This is a genomic window from Streptosporangium sp. NBC_01810 (assembly GCF_035917355.1).
Taxonomy (GTDB): Bacteria; Actinomycetota; Actinomycetes; order Streptosporangiales; family Streptosporangiaceae; genus Streptosporangium.
The window spans coordinates 5,591,314-5,604,485 of record NZ_CP109070.1; the positions used below are offsets into that span (position 1 = coordinate 5,591,314).

Annotated in this window: 8 protein-coding genes; 5 read left to right on the plus strand and 3 right to left on the minus strand. The window is 71.6% G+C overall.

Features of this window, described 5'->3' with window-relative positions; translation table 11 throughout:
* Positions 1 to 252 precede the first annotated feature (252 nt).
* On the minus strand, positions 253 to 2,517 hold the full coding sequence (locus tag OIE13_RS24705) for a hypothetical protein (protein WP_326636075.1): 2,265 nt from the start codon (positions 2,515 to 2,517) through the stop codon (positions 253 to 255).
* Between the two features lie 276 nt (positions 2,518 to 2,793).
* On the opposite strand from OIE13_RS24705, the gene OIE13_RS24710 reads away from it, so the two are divergent.
* The 5 genes from OIE13_RS24710 to OIE13_RS24730 all read left to right on the plus strand — a co-directional run bounded on the left by OIE13_RS24710 (position 2,794) and on the right by OIE13_RS24730 (position 10,274).
* Positions 2,794 to 4,140, plus strand: coding sequence for a hypothetical protein (locus OIE13_RS24710; protein WP_326646975.1), 1,347 nt, complete (start codon positions 2,794 to 2,796; stop codon positions 4,138 to 4,140).
* A 156-nt stretch (positions 4,141 to 4,296) separates the two neighbouring features.
* Positions 4,297 to 5,919: an LCP family protein gene (locus OIE13_RS24715; protein ID WP_326636073.1), complete on the plus strand. Its 1,623-nt coding sequence runs from the start codon at positions 4,297 to 4,299 to the stop codon at positions 5,917 to 5,919.
* 449 nt (positions 5,920 to 6,368) lie between these two features.
* Complete coding sequence (locus OIE13_RS24720; protein WP_326636071.1) at positions 6,369 to 8,402, plus strand: acyltransferase family protein; 2,034 nt, start codon at positions 6,369 to 6,371, stop codon at positions 8,400 to 8,402.
* A 100-nt stretch (positions 8,403 to 8,502) separates the two neighbouring features.
* Positions 8,503 to 9,552 (plus strand): glycosyltransferase, encoded by a 1,050-nt coding sequence (locus OIE13_RS24725; protein WP_326828816.1) that lies wholly within the window; start codon positions 8,503 to 8,505, stop codon positions 9,550 to 9,552.
* Positions 9,537 to 10,274: an acetoacetate decarboxylase family protein gene (locus OIE13_RS24730; protein WP_326636067.1), complete on the plus strand. Its 738-nt coding sequence runs from the start codon at positions 9,537 to 9,539 to the stop codon at positions 10,272 to 10,274. The genes OIE13_RS24725 and OIE13_RS24730 overlap by 16 nt, the downstream gene beginning before the upstream one ends.
* Before the next feature lie 61 nt (positions 10,275 to 10,335).
* On the opposite strand, the gene OIE13_RS24735 is transcribed toward OIE13_RS24730, so the two are convergent.
* Together OIE13_RS24735 and OIE13_RS24740 are read right to left on the minus strand one after the other, a co-directional pair.
* A complete protein-coding gene (locus OIE13_RS24735) occupies positions 10,336 to 11,568 on the minus strand; it encodes a hypothetical protein (protein WP_326828817.1) in 1,233 nt (410 codons plus the stop codon).
* Positions 11,558 to 13,162, minus strand: coding sequence for an N-acyl-D-amino-acid deacylase family protein (locus OIE13_RS24740; protein ID WP_326828818.1), 1,605 nt, complete (start codon positions 13,160 to 13,162; stop codon positions 11,558 to 11,560). The genes OIE13_RS24735 and OIE13_RS24740 overlap by 11 nt, the downstream gene beginning before the upstream one ends.
* Between the last annotated feature and the right edge of the window lie 10 nt (positions 13,163 to 13,172).

The window sequence follows — 13,172 nt, forward strand, 5'->3', positions numbered from 1 at the left end:
GCCCTCGCCGCGCTTTTGACCTTCCACCCCGCACGACGCGACACCGGTGAGCGGCCCCCAACCACTCCACCGCCCTCGCCGCGCTTTTCCCCACGGACTACGCCGCGCTTTTCAACGGCGATCAGCCAGGCGCGACGCAGGTACCGATCTCAAACACTCGTACACCACCTGCGCGGACGCGACCAGATGAGGATGCTCGCTGGGCCTCGGATCGTCATGGCCCTGGGTGGGCACCGGGACGGGCACGAGTTCTCAGGTTTTCGGATCCGCGCGGGGAACGGTCATCCAGACATCGGCGGCCAGGGACCAGGTGCCGTTGGGGGGGTCGACGAGGGAGCGCTCGTCCTGGCGGGTGCGGAGGTTCATGATGTGGACGGGGGTGCCGTACCGGGCGACCTGGCGGGCCTCGGCGGCCAGCAGGACCGGGACGCGGCCGGCGGCGCGGATGCGGGCGGCCAGGCGGGTGACGTCGCTCGCCCTGGGAACGTTGGTGCGATAGAGGGGGAGCCTGGCGGCGGGCAGGCCGCAGGTGCTCCGGACGAGCTGGGTGAAGCGGGCGGCGGTGACGCGCTCGACGACGAGCACCGAGGCACGCGCGGGAAGGGCCGCGCACAGTGCCTCGACCGCGGCGCGCTCGCCGCGCTCGATCGGGGTGAAGGCCGTCCCCGCCGAGACGAACGCCGCCGGGACGAGGAGAAGGACCGCGCCGGCGGTGGCGAGGCCCCTTCGGGCGGCCGGGCCGTACCCGGATCTGCGTGCTCTGTCGCGCACCCGGTCCAGGCCCCAGACGGCCAGCAGGATCAGGCCGGGGATGACGACGGGGACCAGCCGCCGGGCGGCCCACGGCTGGTCGGGGGTGATACCGGGGCGGTAGAGCGTGGTGACCGTGGTCCAGGCGATGACGGCCAGCGGCAGTAGCCACTCCGGAGCCGTCCCCCTGACGAGCCTGCGTGCGAGCAGCGCCGCGGCGAGGGCGGCCAGCAGCGCCGCGGGGAGCCCGATATACCAGATCACCCAGTACGCCGAGTTCTCGTAGTAGAGCCGGGAACCGTTGATCGGCAGGCCGTTGACCCGCTGGACCCCCTCGACGAAGCCCGCGGTCAGCCGGTCCTCCGCCGTGACGGGTGGCCGGATCACGGTCTCCAGCCAGGGCCGGGCCGCAAAGGCGGCCGCGACCGCCGCGACCAGGCCCCCGGCGATCTCGGGCAGCCTCCGAACCCGGGCGGCACGCCGCAGCGGCGCCGCGAGCCGGGGGGCGAGCGCCGCCACCGCGACGGTGAGCACCACGACCACGCCGCAGATGGCCAGCAGCGGGACGAGCGAGCCCGACAGGTATTTCAGGTAAGGCCGGGAGAGCAGGTAGGCCGCGGCGAAACCCAGCCCGGCCCCCACCGCCAGCCCGCCGAGCAGCGGCACGCCCAACCGGCCCCCGTCGCGGTTCCCGGCCCGGCGCACGGCGATGAGCAGTCCGGCGTAGACGAGCACGGGAAGCACGTCGCGCAGCCCGTCGATCCTGACCATGACGGCCAGCCCGAACACCAGCCCCGCCAGGGCGGCACCGGTCCGCGCGGAGCGGATCACCGCAGGATCGGTGCCGGGGGGCACGGGCGGCGGATGACCGACACCGGCGGCGCCGTAACGGACCGCTGTCGGGTCGATGCCCGAGTGCACGAGTGGCGGATCGCCGACACCGGCGGCACCGGAACGGACCGATACCGGGTCAATGCCCGAGAGCACGGGCGGCGGGGACCCGATGGCACCGAAGCGGAGCCTGGCCTCGGCGTCGTACAGCAGGGCGAGGCCGCCGAAGAGCAGGATCAGGGACGGGATCTCGCTGAAGGTGGTCCGCGAGGTGTAGAGGATCGGGAGGCTGACGGCGAAGAGCAGCGCGGCGAGCGGCGCCCAGCGGGCCCCGACGAGCCTGGCGACGACCCCCGCGAGGACGAGCACGGCCGCCGCCCCCAGCACCGGCGGCACCAGCAGCAGCCCGGCGACGTCACCTAGCCAGGCGCCCACCGCGTGGAGCATCGGCGCCCCAGGCATGAACTGTGGCACGACCGCGCCGTCGAAGCCGTAGAAACCCATGCTGTCGAAATGGAGCGCCGGATCGGCGCCGCCGAAGGCACCCTCCTGGAAGGGGACCGGCAGCGAGCCGTTCCTGGCCAGCCAGATGCCGTACTGCGCGTAGGTGGCGGGGTCGCGGCGGACGATCAGTTGCTCGCTGCGGAACAGGCCGTTGAAGACTCCCGAGGCCAGTGCGACCGCGATCACCCCGGTGACCTGCCAGGCGGTCGCCGGAGTGGTCTCCGGCAGGCGTCGCAGGCCGTACCGGCAGAGCAGCGCGGCGGCCGTCAACCCCAGCGGGACCGCGGCGAGCGGCCGGAACCAGCCGAGCAGCAGCAGCGGCAGCCCGGCCAGCAGCCAGCCCGCCAGGACGAGCGCGGGCACGGCCGAGACCACGGCGAGCACCCTGCCCGCCGAAGGCCTGCGCGTACGATCCAGCCAGCCGATGGTCATGACTCGAACCGAGCCTAGTGGCATCCCCGGCAGGTGGCGGCGGACGCGCGGAGAGCTTCCGGGCATGGACGAGAGGTCCGGAAGAACGGACGCGAAGTCCATGTCAGAGGACGCGAGGGCGAGACACCGGACTGGGCGGGAGCCGGTAGCGTACGCGCAGCACGCGAGGACGGGGGACGAGTGGTCGAGTGGGCACGGCGGCGGCATCGCCGGCTCTTTGAGCATCACAGGCTCTTTGAACATCACAGGCTCTTTGAGCATCGGTGGTTCTTGGGCGTGCTGGGCGCGGGGGCCGCGCTGCGGGTGATCGCCATGCTCGGCTACCGGCCCGCGCTCTGGTTCCCCGACTCCTACACCTACGTCGTCACCGCGCTGAAACCCCGGCCCGACCTGGTCCGCCCGGCCGGATACCCGATGTTCCTGCGACTGCTCGAACCGTTCCACGACTTCGCCCTCGTCGTGCTGGCCCAGCACCTGCTGGGGCTGCTGGTCGGCGTGCTGGTCTACCTCACCGCGCGGCGGCTGGGGGCACCCGCCTGGGCCGCGACGCTCGCGTCCGTCCCCTCCCTGCTGGACGCCTACCAGATCGAGCTGGAACACCTGCTGGTCTCCGACACCCTGTTCACGGTCCTGGTCATGTCGGCGGCCTGCCTGGCCGTGCGCCGATCCGTCGGATGGCGTACCGCGTGCGGGATCGGGCTGCTGCTCGCGGCGGCCACGTTGACCAGGACCGTCGGGCTGCCGCTGGTCGCGCTCTTCGCGGGCTGGCTGATCTTCAAGCAGCGGGGCCGGGTGGCCGTGGCGGGGGTGATGATCGCCGCCGCGACGGTGCCGATCCTCGGGTACGGGGCCTGGTTTTACGCGACGTACCACCGGATCGGCATCGTGGGTGCGAACGGGGTCTTCCTCTACGCCAAGACGATGACCTTCGCCGACTGCGACGTGATGCGCCCGCCGCCGGACCTGGCGGTGCTCTGCGACCCCCGCCCGCCCGCCCTGCGCCCGCCCGCGCAGGAGTACGTCTGGGCACAGGACTCACCGCTGGTCAAACTGCCCGGCATCACCTTCAGCCGCCGCAACGACGCGCTGGCCGGGCGGTTCGCGTCGCTGGCGATCCGGAGCCAGCCGCTGGACTACCTGGGCTCGTTCGCCTCGGAGCTGGCCCGCTCGTTCACCGTGGGCCGCCCGGTCTACCCGGATCAGGAGATCTACGACTACTACCTGTTCCCCGCGGCGCCGCCCGCGCCGCCCGGGCGCTACCCGGCGACGGCGGGTGCCCAGGCCGCGGAGCACTACCAGCGGGGTCCGATCACCACCCGGATCGTCGAACCGTACGCGGGCTGGATCCGTACCTATCAGGGAATCGCCGGACTGCCCGGCGCGGCGGTGCTGGTGATCCTGCTGCTGCCGCCCGCGGCGGCGTGCGTCCGGCGGTTCCGCCCGGACACCACGGCGTGGGTGCTGCCCTGGTCGGTGGCGGTGGTGCTGCTGGCGATGCCCCCGGCGGTGGCGGAGTTCGACTACCGGTACGTCCTGCCGGCCGTGCCCGCCGCCTGCCTCGCGGCGGCACTGGCCGTGCGTAAACCTAATTTCAGTAACATTCCATTAAATGTCCGGATTTGAGTATGCTAGCCGCCGGATCATCACGGCGGCGGCAGGGGGCGGTCTTGGCCAAGTTCGCATCATCACGGCTCCTGGTGCGCACCTCGTGATCTACTCTCTGGGCGCGATGATCGAGCTGCGCGAGAACCGGACGATGCCGCCGAGCAGGGGAATCGTATGAGCGACCACCGGCAGGCCGCCGTCAGAGACCGTCGGCCCGAACCCGCCTCCCACGGCCGCAGGGGAGCTCGGCGCGCAGGCGGAGATGGTCCTCCGCCACAGAACCCGGAGCCAGATCTTCCGCCACGGCCACAACCGAAGGAGACTTCGCCGAGAGGCAGGGGCCGCAAGCAGAAACGGCTCAGCATCGGCGCCTGGGCGGGCATCGCGGCGACCGGCCTGCTGGTGCTCGGCACCCTGGGCGGCTACAAGGTCTACCGGGACACACTCGGCGAATTCCGGACCGTCGACCTCGCCGGCAAGCTCGGCAAGAACCGTCCGGTGAACGCCACGGGCGCGCTCAACGTGCTGATCGTGGGCTCCGACACCCGTGAGGGCGACAACCTGAAGTACGGCCAGAAGATGGCCAACGACGGCAAGCGCACCGACACGATCATCCTCATGCACATCGCGCCCGACCGCGACAAGGCGACGTTCGTCAGCTTCCCCCGTGACTCGGTGGTCGCCATGCCCGCCTGCACGTCCGAGACCGGCGCGCAGGTCGCGGCCCGCACCGAGATGATCAACGCCGCCTACAACGAGGGTGGCATCACCTGCACGATCGCCACCGTCGAGTCGCTCACCGACATCCGGATCGACCACTTCGTCGAGGTCGACTTCACCGGTTTCAAGAACATCGTGAACGCCCTCGGCGGTGTCAGGATCTGCCTGACCAAGCCGGTCGACGACAAGAAGGCCAAGCTCACCCTCCCGGCCGGCTGGCACCTCCTGGCGGGCGAGAAGGCGCTGGGCTACGTCCGGCTGCGCAACTACGGCGACGGCAGCGACATCGGCCGGATCAAGCGCCAGCAGGTCTTCCTCAGCCAGGTGGTGAAGAAGGCCACCAGCAGCGAGCTGCTGACCGACCCCGGCAAGATGCTGAACTTCATCCAGACCGCCGCCAAGTCCGTCCGAATGGACAAGGCTCTGGCGCAGGACACCGCCACCCTGCTCCAGATCGGGCAGAGCGCCCAGAAGCTGACCGCGAGCGGCGTCAAGCTGATCACCGTCCCGTGGGCCCCGCACCCGGACGACCCGAACCGGGTCGCCTGGACGCAGCCGTACGCGGACCAGCTGTTCGCCGCGATCAAGAGCGACACCGAGGTCACCCCGCCCCCCGACACCACGGTCAAGACCGTCAAGCGCGAGCAGGTCAGGCTCCAGGTGTTCAACGGCACGGACACGCCGGGCCGGGCCAAGCAGGTGGCCGACGAACTGGCCGAGCAGGGCTTCGTGGTCACCCACGTCGGCAACGCCCGCCCGGCGGCCGGCAACGTGCCCACCACCACGGTGCGCTACGCCAAGAAGGACACCGCGGACGGCCCCTCCTACGGCGACGCGGTGGCCGCCAGGCTCTCCGGTGACAAGCGCACCCCGGTCGTGGGCAAGGTCAGGCCGGTCACCACCGACAAGTACACGCCTGCCGTGGCCCCCACGCCCACCCCGGGCGCCACCGCCCCGACCGGACCGGTCATCCAGCTGATCATCGGCGCCGACTGGCCTGGCGTCCGAGTCCTTCCCAAGATCCCCGACGCCCTCACGGACAAGGTCGTCGACAGCAAGACCAACCCCTGCACCTGACCCCCTCGCCCGGCGAGTGGCCGGGCGAGGCGCCCGGGCCGAGCGCCACGGCCGGGCCGAGCGCCACGGCCGGCCGGGCGACAAGCTCGGGCCAAGCGGAAAGCCCGGGCCAAGCGACAAAGCCGGGCCGAGCAGCGAGGCCACGGCGTCCGGACGGCCGGGCGCCACGACAAAACCGGGCGAACCGAACACCCGCCCCCGGGCAACGGAGCGCCACCACCGGGAAAGAGCGCGAGCACCGGCCGTTCCCGGGTTTTGGACAGTCACGATTACCCGAGAACCTCCCGAATCAGAGTGCGTGAGTGCGACAGCGGGCTCACAGTCGGTTTAGGGTGGTCAAGGCGAAGAGGCGAACGCTTGCCCGGCCCTCCCCCTGGCCCGCCCCGGGCGCCTCCGCCAGTCTGCCCGACTACTCCCCGGTCTCCGACAGATAGCTGAGCCTTCCCCTCGTGAGCGACATCCGACCCTTCCAGGTGCCGGCCCCCCAGGACGACGGCGATTCCGACGGCCCCGGCAGGTCCGCCGGCGGACAGGGCCGGAAACCCGCCCCGTGGCCGACGCCCGGCCAGACGCAGCCGCCCGGCGGGCATCAGCCCACCTGGCCGGAGCCACCCGGCGGCTCGGCCGCCCCCGGCAGTCCGTCCCGGTACGAAACCTGGGCCCCCCGGGAAGAGGAGAACCCCGGCGAGGTCACCGAGTGGGGCGGCTACCCGGCATATCGGGAGCCCCACCCCAACGATCCACTCGACCTGTCCAAGCCCCTGGAGCCCGAACCGGTGCCGCAGGAGTCCATGTGGGCCCGTGAGAAGCCCTCGTCGTGGACTCAGGACGGCCCGGCCTGGGCACAGGAGAACACCGCATGGGCACAGGAGCCGTCGCGGGCACAGGAGAACACCGCATGGGCACAGGAGCCGTCGCGGGCACAGGAGAACACCGCATGGGCACAGGAGCCGTCGTGGGCGAGGGAGGCCCCTGCCCCGCAGGGGGCTCCCCAGGTGCCCCTCCCCCGTCCTGACTGGGCCCCACCGCCCGTTTCGCAGCCGCAGACGGGCACGCACCCCTACGCCGCCCCCCAGCCCCAGGCACCCGGCCCCGGACAGCCCCTGGCTCCCGGACAGCCCCTGGCTCCCGGACAGCCCCTGGCTCCCGGACAGCCCCTGGCTCCCGGACAGTCCCCGGCTCCCGGACAGCCCGCGAGTCCCGGGATGTTCCCGGGCGCCGGGCCCCCGCAGACCGTCGCACCCCCCCGGCAGGCGCCGCCCGCGGGCGGAGAGCGCCCCTTCTCCTACTGGGAGAACAACCACCGGGAGAGCGAGCCCTCGTTCTGGAACCAGGGCCCGCAGGCCGAGCAGGAGCTGCGGGCGGAGCTGGAGCGCGAGTCGCGCGTCGAGGAGGAGCCCCCCGCTTCCCCCGCCAAGAAGAAGCGCGAGCCGTATCTCGACAATGTGAAGTTCGTCCTGATCGCCCTGGTGGTGGTGGGCCACTCGCTGGTTCCCACCCTGAAGGCGGACTCGGCGAGCGCGGCATACCTGTTCGTCTACATGTTCCACATGCCGGCGTTCGTGCTGATCAGCGGCTACCTGGGCCGCAACTTCTGGCACTCCAACGCGAAGATCAACAAGCTGGTCGACACACTGCTGATCCCGTACGTGGTCGTGGAGATCGGCTACGCGCTGCTCCGCTACGGGCTTGGCCAGAAGTGGACGCTGACGATAATTGATCCGGCCTGGCTGAACTGGTATCTGGTGGCCCTGGTCCTCTGGCGGATCTCCACGCCCATCTGGACCCGGATGCGGCAACCGCTGCTGGTCGCGGTGGTCATCTACATGGCGGCGGGCTTCTCCGAGATCTCCGGGGACTTCAGCATCGACCGATTCTTCGGCCTGCTGCCGTTCTACGTGTTCGGCCTGCTGCTCAAGCCCGAGCACTTCGACCTGCTCAAGCCCACCTGGGTCAAGATCACCTCAGCTGTCGTCCTCGTCGGAGCCGCCGGGGTGGCGATCCTCATCGCTCCCCACGTCCCGCGCGACCCGATCTACTTCCGCTACAGCTTCAAGGCCATGGACATGTCCTGGTGGACGGGCTTCGGCGTGCGCGCCGCCGTGCTGGTCGCGGCGCTGATCATGACGGCCGCGGTGCTCGCGCTGGTGCCCCGCCGCGAAACCTGGTTCTCCGACCTCGGCACCCGCACCCTGTACGCCTACCTGCTCCACGGCGTCGTGGTGGTCATCGCCAAGGACCAGGGCTGGCTGAGCTTCCCCTGGCTGTACGGCCCGCTGGGCGTGGCGGCGATCGCGTCGAGTTCGCTGGCCCTGGCCATCGTGCTCTGCCTGCCGGAGACCCGCAAACTCTTCAAGTGGCTGCTCGAACCCAGGCTGGTATGGCTCTACCGGCGGCCGTCCCCGGCACACGCCGCCAAGGCCGTGCCCACCACCGAGGCCGCACCCGCCGCCAAGGAGAGTTCAGCGGCAGTTCCCCGGTAATTAACGCAACACCTCCGGTGATGACGGAACAGACGCCCAGCATCGGCATATGCGGGTATGCGTCGCGACAATCGTTCATCATCCAGAAGACGCCCGGATCATGCATCGGCAGGTCCGGGCGCTTCTCGACGCCGGGCACGACATCACCTACGTCGCTCCCTTCACCGACTGCAACGTAACCCCGGATCCGCGGATCCGCGCGATCGACGTGCCCAGGGCGATCGGCAACCATCGCGGGCGCGCGCTGAAGGCCGCCAGAGGAGCTCTCAGGCGCGGGGTCGAGGGCGCCGACCTGCTGGTCGTGTACGACACGGAGCTGCTCTCCCGCCTGCCCAGGCACCGCCCCGCCACCGTCTGGGACGTACGCGGTGAAGCCGGCGCCACACCTGCGCGCCGGGGCCTGCCCGCGCTGGTACGCCGGACCGAGGCCCGCGCGGAACACCGCCTGCACCTGATCCTGGCCGACGACTCCTACCGGGACCGGTTCTCCCTTCCCCACCCGGTCGTCCCCAACACCGCCTGCGTACCCGAGAGCCCGCCTGCGCGGCCCGGCCGCGACCGGGTGGTCCACATCGGTCACCTCTCCGAAGCAGGTGGCGTGGCCGAGCTGGTCGAGACGGCCAGGCGGCTGCTCCCCCACGGGATCAGGCTCGACCTGATCGGCGCCGCCGACGCCGGGGTCAGGCCGCTGCTCCGGGACGCGCAGCGGGAGGGCCTGCTCGACTGGTACGGCTACGTGCCCAACCGGCACGCGCTGCGGATGGCCGAGAGGGCGATCGCCGGGCTGTCGTTCCCGCACGAGGTGCCCGACGATCGATCCGTGCCGGCCAAGATCATCGACTACATGTCCCGGGGCGTCCCCGTGGTCACCGTACCCCTGCCCGCCGCCGCCTCCCTGGTCGAGCGGACCGGCTGCGGGGTCGTCGTCCCCTTCGGGGACGTCGGGGCGGCGGTACGCGCGGTGCTGGCGCTGCGGGACGATCCCACCGGGGCGGTGGAGATGGGCGGGCGCGGCCACGCCGAGGCCCTGGCCCATCACAACTGGCCGGACCACGCGGGTGCGTTCGTCGAGCAACTGGAGGAATGGGCGGCCGGACCGGTGACGTCCGGCCTGGAGGTTGGTGTACTGGAGGCATGGCACGCCATCTGATTCAGGGACGCGAGATCACCATGCCGGTCCGCGTCCGAGACGCCATGGTTTGCGGCGCTTCCTACCTGGTCCGGGCGGACGCCGCACGGGCCGTGATCGCCTACTCCCACCTCGACGTCGCCGAGGTGCTGCCCGGCAAGGCCCTGTGCACGCTGATGTTCGCCGACTACCTCGACGGTGATCTGGACCCCTACCACGAGTTCGGCATCGCCTTCCTGGCCCGGCCACCCGGCGCGGACCACGCCCCCGGCGGGGGCCTGCGCGCGAACCTGTCCGAGCTACGCAGGACCGGCGCCGGGGCGTTCATCCACTGGCTCCCGGTCGACCAGGGCTTCACCCTGGAGGCAGGCCGCACGATCTGGGGTTTTCCCAAGGAACTGGCCGACATCGACCTGCGCACGTCCTCCCCCTACAAGCGGTGCATCCTGCGCCAGGACGGGCGGCTGGTGCTGGACCTGTTGATCAAACCCGGCCTGCCGGTGCCGGGCACCGGCATGATGACCGCCCTCGACGCCTACAGCCACCTGGACGGCGTCACCCGCCGCATCCCCTGGTCGATGTCCCCCCGCGGCATCCGCACCCGCCCCGGCGGCGCCCTGATCCGGCTGGGCAACCACCCGATCGCCAGGGAACTGAGCGAACTCGGCCTGCCCAGACGAGCCCTGGCCACGGCCACGGTCTCCCACATGGCCATGACCTTCAACGAGGCCAAGGAACCCTGACCGCCCACTGTCAGGCCCGATCGCCGGGCCCCGGCGGAGATGGTCCGCGGTTCTTCAATGATCAGAACCGGGTGTACGCCAGTTCGGTCACCGTGCAGTCGGCGTCGATGACCGGGATGACCCGCCACTTGTCGAACGTCGTGCACGGGTGGGAGATGCCGAATGCGATCAGGTCACCCACCGCGAGCGGCCGGTCCGCCAGTATGGCGAGATACGCGTGCTGGTCGTTGACGGCGGTCACCTGTACCTCGCCGTTGAGCCGGGTGGTCCGGCCGGTGCGGTCGCGCACCATGCGGGGCACCGGCAGTCCGTCGTCGGCGGAGGCGTCCCGTCGGCCCAGCCCGGCGAGCGCCAGCGTCGGCTCGGGGCGTGACAGCACCGGCGCCCAGATCCGCAGCGCTTCGCGGAGCCGGTACGGGGCGCGTGGCCGGGCGCCGAACGGCGAGATCGCGTCGTAGCCACCGGCGTCATGGGTGACGTAGCACCCGCTGCGCAGGACGGTCCGGTACGGCGTGCCGGCAAGGGCCGTCGGCAGTCGCCGTACCACCCGGTCGAAGTAGGCGCTGCCGCCCACCGTGACGATCGGTGGTGGTCCAGCGCCGAATAGCCCGTCCGCGTACGCGGTGCGCGCCACGCCGGACAACCGGTCGAGGAGCCGGTCGACCAGCGCCAGGGTGCCGGCCAGGTCGGCCCCGTGCAGGATGCCCTCGAAAGCGGAGAATCCGGCCAGCCCCATCGGGCCGCCCGCGGTCCTGGCCGCCAGGGCGAGCACGTCGCGGTCGTCGCGCAGACCGGTCCGTCCGCCGGTCACCCCGAGCTCGACGAGAACCCCCACCCGGCCGCGCAGGCTCGCGTCGATGCCGGTTTCCAGAGCGTGCAGTGCGGTCGGCGAATCGGCGTAGCAGTAGAGTTCGAGGTCGTCGTAGCCGGCCAGCACGCCGTTGAGGAGCCGGAGCGAGCCGGGGTCGACGACGGGGTTGGCCAGCAACAGGCGGCGCACGCCCATGTCGGCTACCGTCCGGGCCTGCCACGCCGTCGCCACGCTGATCGCCCACGCCCCGGCGGCGAGTTGCCGTTCGATGATCTGCGGGCACATCGTCGTCTTGCCGTGCGGGGCCAGCAGCACGTCGTGGGCCGCGCAGTAGGCGGCCATCGTGGCGACGTTGTGCTCTAGTTCGTCCCGGAGCAGTACGGCGGTGGGCAGCGGGAACGTGCCGTCGAAGAGCCGGGCTCCGCGCGGGTCGGCGACGTCGGGCAGCCCTTTCGCCGGCCTGACCGTCGGCTCACCCGGCATGGCGCAGCACCTTTCCCGGGCGGGCGGTGCGGAGCACGCCGTCCCGTACCACGATCTGCCCGCCGACCACGGTCAGCGCGATCCCGACCGGCGCCTGCCGGGGCCGTTCGAAGGTGGCCCGATCAGCGACCACGGCCGGGTCGAAGGCGACCAGGTCGGCGACGAACCCCGGGCGGATCTGCCCGCGATCGCGCAGGCCGAGCCGGGCCGCCGGGGCGGCGGACATCTTGTGTACCGCGTCGGGCAGGGCCAGCACGCCGAGTTCGCGGACGTAGCGCCCCAGTACCCGGGCATTTGTGCCGTAGGCGCGCGGGTGCGGCTGATCGGCGCCGGCGTGCAACGGCAGCGCGTTGCCGTCCGAGCCCACGATCGAAAGGGGGTGGGCGAGGAACGCGGTCATGTCGGTCTCGGTGCGGTAGTGCAGCACCACCTGAGCCGCGCTGCCCAACTCGACGCACAGGTCGAGTAAGACCTCCTCGGGCGGCCGCCTCCGACGCCGGGCGATCTCGGCGATCGAGCTGCCGGGCAGGTCGTCGTGCGGCCCGGCTGCGGTGATCACAACCCGGTCCCAGTGCCAGGGAATCCCGCCGAAGAAGCCAGTGCGAATGTCGCAAAGCGCGCGCTGCCGCCATGCGACGTCGCCGGAGCGCCGGCGCAGTCCCGCACTGCCGTCCCGCTGTACCCACTCGGGAAGGTACTGCACCAGCGCCGAGGACGAGGCGTCGTAGGGGTAGACGTCGAAGGCCACGTCGAGGCCCTGTGCCTCGGCGGCGTCGAAGCGGGCGAGCGCATCGGCGGCACGGCCCCAGTAGGCGGGATCGTTCAGCGCGAGGTGAGAGAACTGCAGTCGCCCCCCGGTGCGCCTGGCGGTGTCGACGGCCTCGTCGACGGCCTCCAGCTCCCGGCCCGCCGAGGCCCGGGCGTGGGTGGCGTAGACGGCGTCGTGCCTGGCGCAGATCTCGACCAGCGCGGCCACCTCGCCGGGGTCGCCGAGCGAGGACGGCGTGTGGGTGAGCCCGGTGGACAGACCGAACGCGCCGGCCGCGAGCGCCTCGTCGAGCAGGTGCCGCATGCGCGCGACGTCGTCGGCGGTGGCCGTCCCGTACGGGTCGTCCATCGCGGCGATCCGCAGCGCGCCGTGCCCGGCGAGGGCGGCGACGTTGATGGCCGGTCGCACGTCGGCCAGGGCCTCGGCGTACCCGTCGAAGTCGGTCCAGGTGACCTGGGCGGGGCCGTCACCCAGGCGGGCGAGGTGGTCGGTCAGCAGGTGGTGACGGGCCGGACGCACCGGGAACGCCGAGTACCCGCAGTTGCCAACCACCTCGGTGGTCACGCCCTGCAGGGCCTTGCTCTCGCCGCGCGGGTCGAGCAGCAGGCTGACGTCCGAATGGGTGTGGATGTCGATGAAACCGGGAGCGAGGGTGAGCCCGGTCAGGTCGACCGTCTCGACTGCCGTCGTGCCGTTCGCCGCAGAGGCTTCCGGTGCCTCCAGGTAAGTGATCCGGTCCGAGGTCACCCCAATGTCGAGCCGGCGCGCCGGCGCGCCGGCGCCGTCCAGCACGGTGGCCCCGTGCAGCCACAGGTCGAAAGCCATCGGGACTCCC

What these genes read in the sequence shown, in the direction of transcription:
- OIE13_RS24725 (WP_326828816.1), top strand. Translation starts at nt 8,503, where the DNA reads ATGCATCGGCAGGTCCGGGCGCTTCTCGACGCCGGGCACGACATCACC.
- OIE13_RS24730 (WP_326636067.1), top strand. Translation starts at nt 9,537, where the DNA reads ATGGCACGCCATCTGATTCAGGGACGCGAGATCACCATGCCGGTCCGC.
- OIE13_RS24715 (WP_326636073.1), top strand. Translation starts at nt 4,297, where the DNA reads ATGAGCGACCACCGGCAGGCCGCCGTCAGAGACCGTCGGCCCGAACCC.
- OIE13_RS24705 (WP_326636075.1), bottom strand. Translation starts at nt 2,517, where the DNA reads ATGACCATCGGCTGGCTGGATCGTACGCGCAGGCCTTCGGCGGGCAGG.
- OIE13_RS24740 (WP_326828818.1), bottom strand. Translation starts at nt 13,162, where the DNA reads ATGGCTTTCGACCTGTGGCTGCACGGGGCCACCGTGCTGGACGGCGCC.
- OIE13_RS24735 (WP_326828817.1), bottom strand. Translation starts at nt 11,568, where the DNA reads ATGCCGGGTGAGCCGACGGTCAGGCCGGCGAAAGGGCTGCCCGACGTC.